19 protein-coding genes are annotated in these 17279 nt (G+C 44.4%); 8 read left to right on the top strand and 11 right to left on the bottom strand.

The features are described 5' to 3' along the window. The first annotated feature begins 311 nt into the window (after positions 1 to 311). A complete protein-coding gene (locus RMO55_RS16955; RefSeq protein ID WP_310428461.1) occupies positions 312 to 1274 on the top strand; it encodes a stage II sporulation protein M in 963 nt (320 codons plus the stop codon). 42 nt (positions 1275 to 1316) lie between these two features. On the opposite strand, the gene RMO55_RS16960 is transcribed toward RMO55_RS16955, so the two are convergent. Continuing rightward, complete coding sequence (locus RMO55_RS16960) at positions 1317 to 2213, bottom strand: shikimate dehydrogenase (RefSeq protein ID WP_310428429.1); 897 nt, start codon at positions 2211 to 2213, stop codon at positions 1317 to 1319. 144 nt (positions 2214 to 2357) lie between these two features. Here RMO55_RS16960 and RMO55_RS16965 point away from each other — a divergent pair, with 144 nt between their 5' ends. After that, a complete protein-coding gene (locus tag RMO55_RS16965) occupies positions 2358 to 2828 on the top strand; it encodes a Dps family protein (protein ID WP_310428431.1) in 471 nt (156 codons plus the stop codon). Between the two features lie 68 nt (positions 2829 to 2896). Next, positions 2897 to 3529, top strand: coding sequence for a helix-turn-helix transcriptional regulator (locus tag RMO55_RS16970; RefSeq protein WP_310428433.1), 633 nt, complete (start codon positions 2897 to 2899; stop codon positions 3527 to 3529). Between the two features lie 46 nt (positions 3530 to 3575). On the opposite strand, the gene RMO55_RS16975 is transcribed toward RMO55_RS16970, so the two are convergent. The 4 genes from RMO55_RS16975 to queA form a co-directional block, all read right to left on the bottom strand. Continuing rightward, positions 3576 to 3803 (bottom strand): ferredoxin family protein, encoded by a 228-nt coding sequence (locus tag RMO55_RS16975; RefSeq protein ID WP_310428435.1) that lies wholly within the window; start codon positions 3801 to 3803, stop codon positions 3576 to 3578. 84 nt (positions 3804 to 3887) lie between these two features. Further along, entirely contained in the window at positions 3888 to 4172 is a 285-nt protein-coding gene (gatC, locus tag RMO55_RS16980; RefSeq protein WP_310428437.1) for an Asp-tRNA(Asn)/Glu-tRNA(Gln) amidotransferase subunit GatC, read from the bottom strand. A 77-nt stretch (positions 4173 to 4249) separates the two neighbouring features. Continuing rightward, positions 4250 to 4771 carry a photosystem I assembly protein Ycf3 gene (locus tag RMO55_RS16985; protein WP_310428439.1) on the bottom strand — a complete coding sequence of 174 codons (522 nt, stop codon included), beginning with the start codon at positions 4769 to 4771 and terminating at the stop codon, positions 4250 to 4252. 143 nt (positions 4772 to 4914) lie between these two features. After that, positions 4915 to 6021, bottom strand: a complete 1107-nt coding sequence (gene queA, locus RMO55_RS16990) for a tRNA preQ1(34) S-adenosylmethionine ribosyltransferase-isomerase QueA (protein ID WP_310428463.1) — start codon at positions 6019 to 6021, stop codon at positions 4915 to 4917. A gap of 102 nt (positions 6022 to 6123) precedes the next feature. On the opposite strand from queA, the gene RMO55_RS16995 reads away from it, so the two are divergent. Then, on the top strand, positions 6124 to 7056 hold the full coding sequence (locus tag RMO55_RS16995) for a carbohydrate kinase (RefSeq protein ID WP_310428441.1): 933 nt from the start codon (positions 6124 to 6126) through the stop codon (positions 7054 to 7056). A gap of 87 nt (positions 7057 to 7143) precedes the next feature. After that, on the top strand, positions 7144 to 7794 hold the full coding sequence (locus RMO55_RS17000; RefSeq protein ID WP_310428443.1) for a succinate dehydrogenase cytochrome b subunit: 651 nt from the start codon (positions 7144 to 7146) through the stop codon (positions 7792 to 7794). A 38-nt stretch (positions 7795 to 7832) separates the two neighbouring features. Here the strand turns inward: RMO55_RS17000 and RMO55_RS17005 are convergent, their stop codons facing one another. Both RMO55_RS17005 and RMO55_RS17010 read right to left on the bottom strand, forming a co-directional pair. Further along, entirely contained in the window at positions 7833 to 9059 is a 1227-nt protein-coding gene (locus tag RMO55_RS17005) for an S-layer homology domain-containing protein (protein ID WP_310428445.1), read from the bottom strand. Positions 9060 to 9562: 503 nt separating this feature from the next. Then, a complete protein-coding gene (locus RMO55_RS17010) occupies positions 9563 to 10420 on the bottom strand; it encodes a hypothetical protein (RefSeq protein WP_310428447.1) in 858 nt (285 codons plus the stop codon). A 227-nt stretch (positions 10421 to 10647) separates the two neighbouring features. On the opposite strand from RMO55_RS17010, the gene RMO55_RS17015 reads away from it, so the two are divergent. Next, positions 10648 to 10947, top strand: a complete 300-nt coding sequence (locus RMO55_RS17015; protein WP_310428449.1) for a hypothetical protein — start codon at positions 10648 to 10650, stop codon at positions 10945 to 10947. 379 nt (positions 10948 to 11326) lie between these two features. Here RMO55_RS17015 and RMO55_RS17020 read toward each other — a convergent pair whose 3' ends face one another. The 3 genes from RMO55_RS17020 to RMO55_RS17030 all read right to left on the bottom strand — a co-directional run bounded on the left by RMO55_RS17020 (position 11327) and on the right by RMO55_RS17030 (position 13851). Then, positions 11327 to 12646, bottom strand: a complete 1320-nt coding sequence (locus tag RMO55_RS17020) for a hypothetical protein (protein ID WP_310428451.1) — start codon at positions 12644 to 12646, stop codon at positions 11327 to 11329. 61 nt (positions 12647 to 12707) lie between these two features. Further along, positions 12708 to 12878, bottom strand: coding sequence for a hypothetical protein (locus RMO55_RS17025; RefSeq protein ID WP_310428453.1), 171 nt, complete (start codon positions 12876 to 12878; stop codon positions 12708 to 12710). A gap of 1 nt (position 12879) precedes the next feature. Beyond that, entirely contained in the window at positions 12880 to 13851 is a 972-nt protein-coding gene (locus tag RMO55_RS17030; RefSeq protein ID WP_310428456.1) for an NAD(P)-dependent alcohol dehydrogenase, read from the bottom strand. A 94-nt stretch (positions 13852 to 13945) separates the two neighbouring features. On the opposite strand from RMO55_RS17030, the gene RMO55_RS17035 reads away from it, so the two are divergent. Then, positions 13946 to 14605 (top strand): TetR/AcrR family transcriptional regulator C-terminal domain-containing protein, encoded by a 660-nt coding sequence (locus tag RMO55_RS17035; RefSeq protein ID WP_310428458.1) that lies wholly within the window; start codon positions 13946 to 13948, stop codon positions 14603 to 14605. A 37-nt stretch (positions 14606 to 14642) separates the two neighbouring features. Here the strand turns inward: RMO55_RS17035 and RMO55_RS17040 are convergent, their stop codons facing one another. Next, positions 14643 to 16040 (bottom strand): cation:proton antiporter, encoded by a 1398-nt coding sequence (locus RMO55_RS17040; protein ID WP_396134372.1) that lies wholly within the window; start codon positions 16038 to 16040, stop codon positions 14643 to 14645. A 553-nt stretch (positions 16041 to 16593) separates the two neighbouring features. On the opposite strand from RMO55_RS17040, the gene RMO55_RS17045 reads away from it, so the two are divergent. Continuing rightward, complete coding sequence (locus RMO55_RS17045; protein WP_396134374.1) at positions 16594 to 17064, top strand: phosphate-starvation-inducible PsiE family protein; 471 nt, start codon at positions 16594 to 16596, stop codon at positions 17062 to 17064. Positions 17065 to 17279 lie beyond the last annotated feature (215 nt).

A 17279-nucleotide genomic window follows, 5' to 3' on the forward strand; every position in this document is an offset into this window, starting at 1 on the left:
TCCCGCCTACTAGGATTTTCATCCAATCTTTCGATAGGCAATCTCAATGATTTAAAGAATAATATCATGCCCAAAGCAGGGGTGAAGATTCCCTTAACTCAACTGCTGGATACCAATGATATTAAGATTAGATGGCAGCCTCGTCGAAAGTCAACCTTACGATTTTGTCAAATTGTGGTAGTAGTTGGCAGATTGAGATCGATCGAGATAAAATGCATCTAGACGAAATGCTGCGGAGCACCAAAAATAATCCCAGTTCGATCGCCGATCGATTCCAGGTTTTACTCCTAAATTTAATTAAGATCTGGAAGATGAATATCCAACGCTGGATTGCTCGACGCGAAGCTCAATGGCAAGAACTAGATAGTTTACTCCAACGCGCCCAACAACGCGGTGTTAAAGCCTTTAATGCCAAAGAAATTGTCACATTAGCTAGCTTGTATCGATCGGTAGCAGCGGATTTGGCGCGGGCAAATACCAATCAAATTGGCGAAACGATCGTTCAAGAACTTCAGGCGTTAACTACGCGCGGCTACAGTCTAATTTATCGCGGTTCTAGGCGACAAGAACTACGCGACGCGATCAATTTTTATCTGTGGAAATTGCCACAGGTGCTACGGGAAACTTGGGGATATACAGCAGTTGCTTTCGGCGTATTTCTGGTTGGTGTGCTAATTGCTTGGTGGTTTGCTTGGCAAGATGCTAGTTTTATGTCACTGGTTGTACCTCAAGCGATGATTGAGAAAGTACGCGATCGACATCAACTGTGGATGGGTTCGATCCTCGGTACGGAACCTTTTGCTGCGAGTAGTATTGCCATTAATAATCTCAGTGTTTGTTTTCGGATGGTAGGCGGTGGAATTTTGGCAGGGATCTGGACGATTTTTGCCCTGTTTTATAATGGATTATTAATTGGTGCAGTTGCTACATTGGTCGGACAAAATGGTTTAGCTTATCCCTTTTGGGCGTTCGTTTTTCCCCACGGGTCATTAGAATTACCTGCGATTTTTATTTCTGGTGGGGCTGGGTTATTAATTGCACAGGGACTATTATTTCCAGGTCGATACCGCAGGCGCGATGCTCTACGCATCTGCGGTTTACAAGCGGCACAATTGGTGATGGGTATATTCCCAATGTTACTAATCGCGGGGACAATTGAAGGTTTCTTTTCGCCGCAAGAAGTGATTCCCAGCCCAGTTAAGTATTTAGCTGGAACTGGGCTATTTATCTTGTTAATTCTCTATATCTTACGCAAAGAAAGCGATATTGGTTGACATATCTCATCATCCTAAATAAGCGGCGATTCCTTTTTTAACTTAACTAGATAAATATTGAATTAATGTTTGCCGCATTATCTCGATCGGTGCGGGTTGTTGTAGCCACAATTCAAACGCGACAGCACCTTGTTGTACCAGCATTTCTGTACCATCGATTGTCATCATCCCCGCATTTTTAGCTAATTGAAGAAATCTTGTCGGTCGAGGTGTATAAATAAGATCGTAGGCGAGCGAATTAGCTCCAATTCGCTCGATTGTTGCAGCACTAATCGGACTGTCCTCAATCTGTGGATACATCCCGATCGGGGTACTATTAACTAGCAACAAATTATCTTGGTTAATTAGAGTCGATAACTCATCCCATAAATGAGTTTGAATTGTCACGGGCATTGGTGTCTCATTACCATTCATTGGAAGCTTGATGTCTTGCCAACTAGACTTAAATTTAGCTAATTTTGCCGCATCTCTACCAAATACATCAATTGCGCCACAGCCTAACTGATGACATCCCGCCACCACAGCCCGCGCCGCACCACCATTACCTAAAATTGCCACAGTTGTTTTGCTCCAGTCCCGCCCCATTGCCACTAGAGGGCTGATAAATCCGGCAACGTCTGTATTTGTCCCTTTCCAGCCTTCAGGGGTGTTCCAGATAGTATTTACCGCACCGATGGCTTTGGCTAGAGGGGTAATCTCTGCAAGGAGAGGAATAATTGTTTGTTTGTGGGGAATTGTCACACTACAGCCAACTAAGCCAATGGCAGCGAAGCCATCCAGTACTGTGGCGAGATCGGCTGAGGATACGGGAAATGCTAGATATCGATAGTCTAAGCCTAACTGCTCGATCGCGGCATTATGGATAATCGGCGAGAGAGAATGACCGATTGGATTGCCAATGACACCTAATAGTTTCGTGGTACCAGTGATTTGGGGCATTAGAGTTGGTGGAAATTGAAAATTGTACTTTCTAGCCTAACTCAAAGCTGTTTGTAAAGTGTTTGTATCGCGATCGTGAGTGGATCGGGAATAGTGAGTAAAATATAAGCAAGGATTGGTAAATATTTTCAGGAGAACCAACGGATGCAAGTAGATATTGGAATCGATGCAGATACTCGGAAGGAAATCGCCGACGGGCTATCTCGACTGTTGGCAGATACCTATACTTTGTATCTCAAAACTCATTACTTCCATTGGAATGTCACTGGACCAATGTTTCAAACGCTGCATTTAATGTTTGAAACTCAATATACCGAACTTGCTTTAGCAGTAGATCTAATTGCCGAAAGAATTCGGGCATTGGGATTTCCAGCACCTGGAAGTTATAGTCAATATGCCCAGTTAAGTTCGATTCCCGAAACAACTACTGTGCCTAAGGCAACTGAGATGATTAAACTCTTGGTTGAAGGGCAAGAGGCTGTCTGTCGCACAGCTCGATCGATCTATGCTGTAGCAGCTAAAGCTAGCGATGAACCAACTGCCGATTTACTCACTCAACGATTACAATTACATGAAAAAACTGCTTGGATGTTGAGAAGTTTATTAGACCAATAGTTTAAGACATATCCCCGATTTCTTGAAGAAGTCGGGGATACAATAGCATAAAGATAGCTGTATTTTATATGGGTAGCGATCGACAGGTAGATAGAACATTAAAATTACGAAAATTAATGCAAAAAGTCGGCATTAATAGCTTTAGCAAACTGGCTCAACTGACAGGAACATCAGCTCATACTATCCACAAACTTCGATCGAATAAACTCGACACGCTCCGCTGGCAGACATTAGTCAAAATTAGTAGTGTTTTGCAGATATCTGTCAACGAGCTAATCGATATATTTGGAGACAAATCTATCTCTGAATCTACTAATTCTCTAGAGATGCTCCAACAAGAATATCAGCATCTCCAGCAACAACTATCAGAGCAAAGGTCGAGTCTCCAGGCAGAATTTCAGTACCAAAGTCTACAAATATTAGAATCTTTTCTTACTTACTTTCCTGCGGCTAAATATGCAGCTAGAAATAATCCAGATTTTCCAGCTAGCAAAATATTTCCGTTGGTTCAGTCGATCGATCGACTAATTCAGCAATGGGGTGTGACATTAATTGGTGAGATTGGTTCAGAAATCGCTTACGATCCGCGTTGGCATCAATTAATAGAAGGAGCTGCTAACCCTGATGAACTAGTTACCGTTAGATATACTGGCTATCGGCAAGATAATAAATTAATATTTAGAGCGAAAGTCAGTAAATAAATATTTGATTTGTTTATCAGTAGTGAGCAATTAGAAAGTCGGCAAATTAGCTCGGTGTTGCTTGTAAATCTGGTCGTTCTTCAGGTAGAATTGCACCCTCGATCGGGCAAACTTGAATACAAATTCCACAGTCAATACAAGTAGAAAAATCAATCCAATACCAATCGGTACCTAACGTATTTTTCCCTGGGCCATCATGAATACAGGCAACAGGACAAGCATTTACACAGTCAGCTATACCTTCACAAACATTGGTAACGATCGAGTGGGCCACAATTGCTTCTCTACTAGTATTGAACAGTAACTAATGGTAGCGCAGATCGCTACTTTAGATCGATCGAGTTCGATCTAAATCTTTCTAAGTCATAATTTTCGGTACTTTGAAAAAATCCGTTTCGCGATCTGGTGCAGCCTCGTAGATGCCCGCAAGATTTTGATATGAAGATTGTTCATCTCGGCGGGTGATATTACTCATATCGATGGCTCTAGTCGTCGGTTCGACACCTTCGGTATCAAGTTCGCTCAGTTGTTCAAAGTAGTCAAGAATACTACTCATCTGTAGTGCATATTGTTCTTCTTCGCTAGGCGTAAGCTCCAATCGAGCCAGGAGAGCTACTTTATGTACTTGTTCGCGATCGAGCATGGGGAGTGGGTATGGGGTGTGGGGGTGTGGGGGTGTGGAAACGAAGCTTTTTTCCACTTTTCGCTTTCAACTTTCAACTAAAAATATATATCGATTTGAGAGCGTCCGGTAGTTTTGAGCCAGTTTTGGGCTTCGATGTAGTTATTGGGGGCAATTTTGATTGCTTCAATCCAGTACTCAGCGGCTTTACCCAATAAAGCCTCACTGGCTGTCATATCGCCTTCATCGGCGGCTTTTTCACCTTGATAGTGATAAATGACGGCGATGTTATTTAAGGCTTGACAGAGGCGGGAATTTAGTTCGACGGCTTGGAAGTATAGACCTAAAGCTCGCTCGTGTTCGCCGTTACTGGCATGGATCAAGCCCATATTATATAAAATATAACTGCGATCGTATTCATTTTCTTCCAGCCGCAAGGCTTCTTCATAGTTATCCAGAGCTTCAGCATATTCCCCATCAGCTTGGGCCGACATCCCATCGCGATAATAGACGAAGGCTTCTTTGGCACGTTTGCTGGTGGGCATCATCTTCAGAATCATGTCAGCCATGACAGTGAAGCTTTTATCAATGAAGTTATCGTTCTTCTGGGTTCTAGGCATAATATTTTAGTTAAAGTATTTTTACTTATAGCGATCTATCTTACCGTTCTGTGAAGCTTTCCGTGCAATGGTTTAACGATTTTTTAGATTGCATTTTCTCAGCGAATACCGCTATCGAGGAGATCGGATTGCCAAACTTCAACCTATTTCGGCGGTGGAGACGATGTGCTGCTAGAGACGCTCTGCACAGGAATTAACATTGCATCACCAAAAGAATAAAAGCGATAACTATCCTCGATCGCGATCTGGTATAGATCTAGTAATCTTTGTCGTCCGATCGCGGCACTAACTAACATCATTAAACTCGATCCTGGTAGGTGAAAATTGGTGATTGCGCCATCCACTACTCGCCATTTATATCCAGGATAGATAAAAATATTGGTATCACCACTATAAGGCTGCAATTTACCCGTCTGAGCGGCTGTTTCGAGGACGCGAACGGCAGTAGTCCCAACCGCGTATACTTTGCCGCCAGCGGCTTTAGTGGCTTCAATCTGGGCGACTGTTTCTGGGGATATCTCTAACCATTCATGATGCATTTGGTGGGTGGTAATATCTTCGGCTTCGACGGGGCGAAAAGTCCCAACACCCACATGGAGAGTGACATGAGCCTGCTTGATGCCTTGGGCTGTTAATCGATCGAGCAATTCAGGCGTAAAATGTAAGCCAGCAGTGGGTGCGGCAACAGCTCCTGGTACTTTGGCGTAGACGGTTTGATATTGCTCGGGAGTAGATTGACTGGCATTGATATAGGGAGGTAAAGGTAGTTCTCCAAAGTCAGCAAGAATTGAAATCAACGGGATCTCATGGGGTAAGTCAAATTGCAATAGTCTACCCCCAGTTGTTTCATCTCTGGCGGTAATCGTTGCGGTAATCTGGGGGATCTTGCTCTGAGGATTGCGAGCGGGGAAAACGATCTGGGTGCCAATTTTGAGTTTGCGTCCTGGTTTGACTAATGCGATCCAACAATTATGCTGCTGTTCCGAAAGTAGTAAAATTTCCACAGGTGCGCCTGTGGTTTTGAAGCCGTAAACCCGCGCTGGAATGACGCGAGTATTATTAAATACGAGTAAATCCCCCGCAGCGAGAAAATCGCCGATATCGTGAAAGTGACGGTGCTGATAGCCATCATCGGGTTCGACGACTAATAATCTCGATCGATCTCTAGGTACGACTGGAGTTTGGGCGATAAGTTCTGCTGGTAAGTCGTAATGATAACTGGTTAATAATTGGTCTACACTAGAATTCATCTTGTCCGATCCGATCGAATATTTTTCTTCATTCACAATTATCGAGGGTTTCAATCCCCTTTACCCTATCCCCCATCCTTACTATCCCCTATCCCCTATCCCATGTCTACCATAATTTGCCTGGGTGAAGTGCTATTCGATTTATTAGCCAACGAGAACGGAGTCAGTAGCGAGAACGTCAAATCTTGGACACCATTACCTGGTGGGGCACCCGCAAATGTTGCTTGTGCAGTGGTCAAAATGGGCGATCGATCGAGATTTATCGGCTGTGTCGGTAAGGACGAAGCTGGGACAAAATTGGCAGAGAAATTAACCAATGAAGGCGTAGATATTGCTGGAATTCAATATCATCCCACCGCTCCCACCCGCCAGGTACAGGTAACAAGATCGATCGATGGCGATCGATCTTTTGGTGGGTTTGGCAATATTTCAACCGATAAATTTGCCGATACCCAACTAAGCCAAGTACCTGTAGAACTATTTATAGATGCGGACTTTTTGCTCTTAGGTACGATCTCTTTAGCCTATCCGATTAGTGCTGCTAGCACTTGGAAAGCTGTAGAATTAGCTACAGAGCACGAGGTTAACATCATGGTCGATATTAACTGGCGGCCGACTTTTTGGACATCGGTAGAGATTGCCATTCCCAAGATTCAACAATTACTAGCAAAAGCCGATTATGTTAAGTTTGCACGAGAAGAAGCCGAATTAATTTATGGTGAAAGATTGCCGCAAGCTCTATGTAAATACTTACCAAAAGCTTTAGGAATTTTTGTGACAGATGGTAGCAATATTTGCGAGTACTGGTTAAATGGAGAAACTGGACAACAGCCAGCCTTTACTGTAGACACAATAGATACAACTGGTGCTGGCGATGCTTTCGTTGCAGGACTATTACATCAATTAGGCACCGGACAATCTGGGGCTGAAATAGTCCGCTATGCCTCTGCTGCTGGAGCTTTGACAACTCAGCAAGCTGGAGCGATCGATGCTCAACCTACGGATACCGAAATTAGGCAATTTCTGCAAATGTAAAGAGTTTGGAATTGCCATATTTGGTTTGTAATAGTACTAGTTTGGTTGATATTCGCTTTCAACCTTTAACTGATTTTAAAGATCGATATGCAATTATCTAACTTTTACACATCTTCGATCGGCCGAAAAGTCATTATGGCAAGCACTGGCTTATTTCTAATGGCTTTTCTCGTCGTCCACCTCGGACTCAATGCAACTATTTTCGCTGGCGATGATGGTGCTTTATTCGATCGAACCGCCGATTTCTTGCGCCATAACTGGGGACTGCACCTCTTAGAAGTATTGGTATTTGGTTGCTTCATTCTGCATATCTGGCAAGGCATCGCTCTCACCCGAGACAACCGATCGAAGCGTAGTACTCCCTATGCTGTTAGCCCTGGCTTGTCGCTCGATCCCGCTCGATATATGGGTGTCCTCGGCGTGATAATCTTCGCATTTTTACTATTCCACCTCTATCAATTTTGGCTTCCCAATGCGATCGGTACCAGATCTGCCAACTTATCCAGATTGATGCAAGCAACAATGACTCGATCGTGGGTAGTTGCTATTTACACATTGGGTAGTATTGCCGTTGCCATTCACTTACTGCATGGCTGGCGTAGCGCAGCGATCTCATTTGGTGTCACAGATCGATACCTACGGCTAATTTCTGCTATTGGCATTAGTTTAGCCATCGGCGTACCATTAGGTTTAGCCACTATACCGATCGCTATGTTCTTTAAACTGTTGCAGATTTAGACCATACCCTAATAACCCAATTATCAATTAACAAATACCTAATTGCCGATCGCATCACGAGCGGACAGACCCTCACTATTAGCTCCAAAATACCAAATAGCGATCGCTACCTCGCCCAGATTAACCGTTTTCTTGGGTTGGAATAACGTGGTATAGCCAAACACCCGCCGGATATTCGATTGTTCGCCATTTTGAAAATCAGCTAGAACAGCCCGCAGTGCTTTAGGATCGACTTTCCCAGCATCTTGAAATCCCCACGTTTGTTTTACGGCATCTAGCGAGGCTGCTGGCAAGGGTTGACGGGTATCTAGCGGAATTTTCCATAGAATCATTTGTTCTCTCGTCAGCGGCGTATCAGGACGGAACAGGACGCTAGTAGCATCGCCACTGAGGGGACTAGGAATCAATCCGGCTTCTGCCAAACCTTGAATGCTAGAGAAATCGGGATTACTATTGGAGACATCCTGAAAGGCAGGTTTAGCATCGCTGGTCGCTAATTTAATCTGTTGGGTTGGTTTGGTACCCGTAATCTTGTTATGCGCCGCAACTAACCACCGCGCATATTCGCGGCGGGTGACGATGCGATTAGTTGCAGTATCCGCACCGGTTAATACGCCGATTTTAGTTAAATCGGTAAGATAATCAGCATTAGTTGCTAATAAAGTACTACTCGGTTTGGTGCTGACAATGGGGGCGGTGGAGGGAGTGGGATTACTAGCTGCGGGTGTTGGTGTTGGTGTTGCGGTACTAGCCCCCAACAGACTAATCGTATAAGTCGTAACTCCAGTTTGCTGTTTATCTGTATTGGTTTGCGGGGCGATCGAGATAGTTGTTTGTGCTTGTTTTACTTCTAGTTGTGGGTTACGATCGCTGGGTGCTGTAACAATTTCCCATTGCTTACCAGGTAGTTCTGTTTGATAAAATTTATAGACAAACTCGATCGGATCTGAAGTCGTCCAGGTAGTAACAGTTCCTCGCTCTCTCGTTTCTGCTGTCGATTGAAGTTTGGCTTGAGGATATAAAGGAAAATCGGCGGGGAGAGCGTTAGCAGATGTCGCGGGAATGTCTGAAGATTTCGCGCTGATAGCAGTTGGCTCCTTTAGTTTCGGATCTGGTGCGAAGGTATTTTGCAGGGATTTACCACCATTGCACCCAGACATGGAGATGAGAATACTAATCGCCAGACAACGAAACAATAACGATTGGCAAGGATGAATAAGCACAATCCTGAGTTGCGATGTCCAATTAGTCTGGGAAGACGACACAATTATTTGCTAGTTAGGGATATGTAGCTAATTTTACTATATCGATTCCGATTCTCACTGGCAGCGGCTACACCAACGCATGTTCGGTTTTCTCGCATCTTACACTAGTAAATAAATATTAGTAATTAGCGTAGATCCTAAGGGTACCCATAAAGGTTAATTGTGTAGAGGTGCCCTTTAAAGCAGTGGTGTCAACTTAAGGAAATAAGGGACCGATCTACTTAACGTCAGTTCGGGTTAAGGTCTCCATGCGCTCATTCCTAGCTCCGCTCTACACCACCTGGGGATCAATCCCCAGGCTAATAGCTCAAGTCCACTAAAGTGGACTTGAGCTATTAGCCCGCACTTCAGTCGCGGGCGGGTAGAGAACGAAGCCAATATCCTTAACCCGAACTCACGTTACTTAGGGCTTGTAAAGAAACAACTTCATGTCTTGAGACTCAAAACTTTTCCTTGCGGGGAAACTACAGATCGAAACCATGAGCTTATTTTCTTACAGCCCCTTAGTTCGATCCGTTCGCATCTAGACTGGATACTCGATGCCAGTAGCATTCGTTCAAGTCTAAAATGTACTCGGTTTGATTGTCGATGCCGATATGTTTATCCTGCTCGATCTCGTCAATTTTTCCGCCACTGATGTGGATTTGACGATCTCGCACCACAGCACGATGATGGCTAATCCAGCCTGGACAATCACCAGTAGTGATGACTGGTTCGATCTCGAACGTGGTGCAATTGAGGCGGTAGACAGGCGTTTTCTCCACAATTCGATCGCTCAGATAGCCGAGGTTGCCGATGATATAGAGCCAGCCATCTACCCACGTTGCGGTGTGATAATCGATGGGTGGAAACACATCGCGAGGATAAGCATAAATCTGAAAATCACCCCGTCCATCGTAGACGACGATATCATTGTAAATCCAAAAATCAGAGTCGTACTTAAAATTCTCTTGATATCCACCAATTTCAATAACTCGCCCATCAGGAAGTAGATTCATCGATCGTCCAAATCGATCGAATCCCCAGATAGGTTGCTGGTATTCTGTGTCCTGATAACGATCGCGAGCGACAGAATACCCCGCTCTAAACTTGACCATCTCTCGCCAAAATGGAGCATCGATCTGTTCTGGGTTGTATTTACCAAACCGAGGTTGTTTATCGACTTGGTAATGAATGGGAGCTAGATCCCATTCATCTGGAACATTAATTCCAAATTTTGTCTGAATATCCATACTTTTTCCGAGCCTTGAATTGGTTTTGTCTGGATGAGATCGATCGTTGAGCCAGTCCCAGCAGTGCTTCCCCTCAAATATCGTTTGTGAGTAACCTTTCGCGAAAATTTGGGTTAGAGCCTCCGTCATTCACCCAGTCTAGGCAGCATTACAGGCTGTTTTGTAGGTGCATCGATCGATTCATACTGAAATAGAGCGACACTAAAATTTGGCGGTTTCCCATGATAATGTGAGTCGGAATTGTTTTCTACTAATTTCTACGGTGGGTTGGCAAGTTTTATTCAATCCCAATCGAGCGATATTGAATTCTAGTTTTATCCGTTCCCATCTGCACTCGATTCTCGATCCCAGCAGCATTGATTCAAGTCCAAAATGTACTCGCTTTGATTATCTCCCTCGGTCGTCCAGATTGTTCCACCACTAATGTGGATTTGACGATTCTCCAAGGGTGTGGGAGCAGCAGCTTGTTAGGTATCCTACTCAGAAAGTACACGACTGGTAATCTTCTGCAAAACCTCAGCATATGGTTCAGTCGTGACTTCGAGTTTCATGTCCCTCGCAATGCACTCGAAGCTGCTGTCGTGAAACAAGAACAAGAAATGCCGACCGCCCCATTCTTTGGTCTTGGGAAAGGCATATCGGTTAAGGTGGGCTAATTTCAGCTTCCATTCGGAGTTTTCTACCTCAAAAATTCCATAGGACAACCCCTTCGTTCGAGGAATACTGCCCCAAGCTTCGTCGTTGGGATATCCAAACTTCGTGGCTGTGCAAATAGTAAACTCGACGACAGCAGTTCCGGCATCCTTACGGTAATAACCGCCACCAGGAGACAGTCGATTTGTCGTTTGCATAGCGTTGAACGTGAGAAAGGTCGATATCTCTGTTTGCACAAGAACTGCCCCAGAGATTGCTGCACCAGGAGTGACACCTAAATGAAGTTCAAATACTCGCTCTCGATCCATTGAACATATCTCTTTTATTGCTCGAATGATGCTTTATGGGGAAACTACAGATCGAAACCATGAGCTTATTTTCTTACAGCCCCTTAATTGGAGCTACTAAAGATTCCCAACTAGATATCGATTGTTGGAGCGATTTTGGTAAGCTCTGCTTTTCTAGATCGATAAATTGTGCCGCCGTAGATTGGCTTTGATAGGTTGTTGTCGGATAGTCAGCAACTGCGGCACTGGTGAGGTAGATCAAACCATTTAAGTTTGGAAATTGCCGATTTGCCAAGGTTTTTTTGAAAGCATTTAATCGATCGATTGATAATGTTTTAATCACTATTGGCGCGAATCTCGCCGTCGGTGAAGATTGATACCGAGTGATTTTGCCATCTTGAGTGAGGACAGTACTCATCATTCTACCCGTCAGATCGCCGGATGTACTACTGCGGAAAATTTCAGTAGCAGCCAGCGGTGCAATCTCGCCAAAGGTACCAAACGAAACGTTAATTTTTCGCTTCGCACCACTAGCGGTTTCATTTTGAGCGATCCGATCGGCGTTCTGATTGAGATGATAGAGATAGGTACGATCAGAACTAGTAACGATCGCTTGCCAGCCTTGAATCGCGATTTTAGGACAGGCTCGATTTGGTCGATAGATGCCCAGACAACCATCATAAGTTCTGGCTCTAACTTCGGTAATGCGGAGTTTTTCAGCCTGGATATTGGTTTCCTTTGCCACCTGTTGAATCAGTTTGCTGGCGACTGGTTGAGGTAGAATGCTACGTTCTGGATTTTCGAGTCGGAGTGTTTTACCAGTACGATCGCTCCGATAGTACCAGGTTTGGAGCTTATCGCTCACCTCAACCCGCCAACCAGGAACGATCGCCATCGTGCAAACTTCCTCAGCTTTGGACAATCCTAAACAGCCATCCGACCAATTCTGCTCGATCGCGCTCACCACGGCAATTTGAGCCACTCTAAACTGCTTTTTTACAGTTTGACGAATCGATTTAATTACCGCAGGTGTAGGAGTCTGATTTGCTTCACTGGGGCGGTTAGTTGGTTGGCTTAGGGCGGGAATATTTGCGGAGCCGATCGCGCTCGCAATTGTTAAACTCGCACAAATTATGGTCAGCCACAGTCTAGATTTTGAACGCGGAAATCGAGCTGAATACATATCTTCCACAAAAGGAGTTTCGAGGTTAAGCGGCGGATGATCCACCAGGCTATAGTTACTCTGACACTCGATCGATGATAAGAGTTTCCAGTTGGAGATTTTACCTGAGTCAATCAAGAAATTAATTAATCTCGATGAACTCAATCTCAAGGAAAACCAAATCAAGGCTTTGTCTGATTCGATCGTCATCGATCGAATCAGACAAAGCCTTGTCAACCTCAGCAAAGCCACCAAAATATCTCGTCAGCGTTTTTGCCAAATTTGCGCCGAGCAACAGTGCTGTAACTAATTTCTAGCTATGCTCGGGAAAATAATTTTTGGAGAAGTTAAATGCCGGATTGGTTTCAAGAATTTTTTGCTGAATCTGCGTAAAATTAGCAGGCTGAATCAACGATTGAGCCGTAAATACAGGCACAATCTGGCAGTTATAGTTCTTCTCCTTGCAGGTTTTTAGACTGAACATCTCAAACACTAATGGCAACTTTCCCCCGTACCTGCCGCTGTTCGATCTGGCGAATTGCCATCGGCACTTCGCTTAGACTGTAAGTCCGATCGATAAAAGGTGTGATTTTTCCAGCTTCAATCATCTCCTTTAAAATAATCAGATCCGAGCGATTGGGCTTCGCTATCAAACACTTCAGTTTTCGCCCCATAATTCTCGAAATTACCGAGCCGAATAACATCACCTGAAACAACCGCGAGATCGAACCACCGATGAGGACATAGGTACCGCCATCCTTCAAGATCGATCGATAGTCAAACACCGATCGATAGGCGGCTGCGTCCAGAATGAGGTCGTAATCCTGCCCATTTTTGGTGATATCTGTTTGAGTGTAGTCGATGATTTTGTCTGCACCGAGTGTTTTCATCATCTCCATCTTATTCGTACTGCATACTGCAGTCACCTCCGCCCCAAGTGCCTTGGCAATCTGCACCGCAAACGACCCTACGCCGCCCGATGCGCCATTGATTAATACCTTTTGACCAAATTTAATTTGACCACAGTCCCGCAGCCCCTGGAGCGCGGTCAGGGCTGCCCCAGGGACGGTTGCAGCTTGCTCGAATGAGATATTTGTAGGCGCGATCGCTAATGCCGCTTCGGTTGCACAGACATACTCAGCAAACGCACCGAAACCACATTCTGACAGATCCCCAAACACCTGATCACCCATCTGAAACTGCGTCACATCTTTGCCAACGCCTTCAACACATCCAGCGATATCCATGCCGAGGATCTGAATTTTAGGCTTGAGGATACCCCCGAACATCAGGCGAGTCAGGAATGGATCGCCGCGCATCAGACGCCAGTCGCCAGCATTGACAGAGGCAGCGCGAACTCGCACCAGTACGCCATTATTTGTGACTATGGGCTTGTCTACTTCTTGCAAGCTCAATACATCTGGTGAACCATATTCGGTCTGAACGATCGCTTTCATGTCTGTCAGCCTCTACAGCATCGACTTACACCGTAAGTATAACTTATGGTGTAAGTTTGTCAAGATGGAGATGTGAAAAAATGAGATAGTGAAAATGAGCAACTCAGATACCGCGCCCCAGATCCCGTTGAGTCGGGAACGGATCTTAATCGCGGCGATTCACCTCGCCGATAAGGGCGGGTTTGAATCGCTCTCGATGCGGAAAATTGCCCAGGAGTTGGGCGTTCAGGCGATGTCGCTGTACAACCATGTGGCGAATAAGGACGACTTGCTCGATGGTATTGTGGATATTGTCATCGGCGAGATTGAGGTGCCCGATCTTGCTGTTGACTGGAAGACGGCGATGCGGCAGCGGGCGCACTCTGCCCGTGAGGTGCTGTTGCTCCACCCCTGGGCGACGATGCCGATCGTGTCACGGATTAATGTGGGACCAGCGATGTTACGCTATATAGATGCTACCCTGGGCTGTCTCTGCGAAGCGGGCTTTTCGTTCGAGATGGTCGATCGAGCCTGGAATGCGATCGATAGTCACATCTACGGATTCACGCTTCAGGAGCTAAATTTTCCGATCGAGACTACCGAATATGCCAAGGTAGCGCAGGAATATATTCCGAACATTCCCGCTGACAAATACCCCTATATGAATCGGCTAACGCATCACATCATCGACGGACATTATGATGGCATTGCTGACTTCAATTTTGGTCTCGAATTGATTCTCGATGGACTCGATAAGTTGCGAAACAACGCCTGATTATCGATTCACGCGCAGTATCTTTTATGTAACTCCCCTACTCATTTTTCGATTCGAGTTGGACAGCTATTTTATCAGTTTGTCCAAAAGCGATGCGGAGAAATGGCGGAGCCACAAAAGTCGTCAAAATCACCATGATAATAATCGACACCTGCAATGGCTTATCCAAAATGCCGCTGGCAGCACCGATTCCAGCAAATACCAAGCCAACTTCACCACGAGGAATCATTCCTACTCCGATCGCCCAGCGATTAATGCCTGGTATTCCAAATACCGCCCAACCTGTGACTAATTTACCAAAAACAGCGATCGCCACTAAGAAGACGGCAATTAATAATCCCGCCCGATTTTCTGGTACCGTAGGGTTCAAAACGCCCAGATCTGCCCGTGCGCCAACAGTTACAAAAAAGATCGGCACGAAGAGATCGGCGATCGGTTTAATTAGTTCGTCTAACTCACTGCGAGCATCGCTTTCATCTAACACTAACCCAGCGGCAAATGCGCCCAAAATTGCTTCGAGATGAATGGCATTGCCTAAAAATGCCATGAAAAAAGCAAAGATAAATGCCGGAATAATTATATTGCCACGAGTTTCGAGCTTCTCAACGATCGAGGTAAACGCTGTATTAAAAAAGCCCCCCAACAAAATCGAACCAATCAGAAAAGCAGTCGCACTGACGATTAAATAGATAACGTTAGTAATGTCAATCTCACCAGTTTTTGCAAGACTAGCAACTACCGCCAGGACGATAATTCCCAACACATCATCAATTACCGCCGCACCGACAATAATTTGACCTTCTTTAGATTTTAATTGCCCTAACTCCGATAAAACCTTCGACGTAATCCCGATACTAGTTGCCGTTAATGCCGCCCCAGCAAAAATCGCCGGAATTGCCGCCACATGGAAGATCGCCATCAGCCCCGCAGTCCCCGCAGCAAAGGGCACCGCCACCCCTATACAGGCAACGACAACAGCTTGAATCCCCACTTCTTTGAGTTGGCGCAAATCGGATTCTAGCCCAATTTCAAACAGCAGGATAATTACTCCGAGTTCGGCGAGCACTGAAATCACTTCGCTCTGAGCCTCAAATACAGTAGTGAGCGCGGCGGGTGAAAGGTGATTGAGTGCTTGGAGTGCCGTCATTAGCACCGAATCCGCTGCAGATAGTCCACCTTCTGGGAAAATAGTCAGATGTAGAGCCGAAACGCCCACAACCACACCTGCCACCAACTCCCCCAGCACAGGCGGAAAATCTAGTCGCTTTGCCACTTCTGAGCCGATTTTACTGGCGATAAAGATTGTTACTAAAGTTAGCAGTACTCCAGACAAAATGATGGGAGAGTATTCTGCGGCGACTGTCGCAAGTAATGGTGACGGCATCATTGGGGTGATACCACCACTCCACAAGGTAAGGGTGTCGTTCAAAAACATAGATTAAATGTTCTAAAGATAGAGGAATAGAAAGAGCAACCGATCTCTAGTTAATTTTATGGGCATTCAGCCGATCGCGATCCTAGATCGCCCAGTAACTACTCTTTATCGTGGCACTCTCGATCAAAATTTGGTGAGATTGCGATCGAAAGATCCAGTAGTTCGATCGAAGACAGGCTCTTTCTAAAGTCAAACTACTATCTAAATACTTTTTTGATATCGATCTCATCTGCTATTCTAAGATAGTTTATTGACTTTTTCTAATAAAATACGATCTGATATGGACTTTATTCTATGCTTCACATAGATAGCAGTAATCAATTAATGGTTGGTCGGCAAAAATCATAAAATCTTGAAAATTCGTAATTATAGAGAAAATTCACATAACTATTGCACGTATTCAGTTTTGGATGGACGAGAGGAAGTTTTGTTTGTCGATCAAGGTATGATGTTAGTTGCTAAATTATTCAATTAAATTGGAGATAGTCTAGAATAGCGGCATATTCTCGATCTCCAAAGATTAGCAACCTTATATTTGTTAAATCACTCATAAATTATGCGAATTTTTAGGATTTTAAAATCTCTAATCTCTGAAGATGAAAATTTTTTACATGGTTTAGAGATTATTGAAGGCTGGGTTTCTAAGATCCTGTCGATTGGGATGATTTTAGTGACTTTTATTGCTATCTTCCAGTTAGGCTATTCTTTGTATGAAACACTTGTCGAAACAATATATCAGCATAATCAGGCAAGTTTTAATGCAGAATTATTTCAACTATTCGGATTATTCTTGAATGTTTTGATTGCCCTAGAAATTCTAGAAAATATCACAGCTTACTTAAAGAAACATGTCGTCCAAGTCGAGCTAGTATTAGTTACTTCTCTCATCGCCGTCTCTAGAAAAATTATTATTTTAGACTTAGAGAAGAAAGACAGTAACGATCTAATTGCTCTTGCCGTCGCTGTTTTCTCACTATCAATCAGTTATCTCCTCATTCGGCAAGCTAACAGTAAAAATCATTAGTTATAACGTCAGTTCATGAACAAAAATACCCGATATCTTCAAGACATCGGGTATTTTTTAGATTCTTAAACTACACAAGACAAACTAAAAACTTCCAGATTTAGTTATTTCTGCGGGCGAGTACTTATCAGAAAAGCGGCTGTGAACATCTGTTGTCTCCTTCACAAAACCAGCATAGGCTTCCATACTGTGTTCGCTTAGATCTAAACCCATCA

It is taken from the genome of Chamaesiphon sp. VAR_48_metabat_135_sub (genome assembly GCF_031418915.1).
Lineage (GTDB): Bacteria > Cyanobacteriota > Cyanobacteriia > Cyanobacteriales > Chamaesiphonaceae > Chamaesiphon.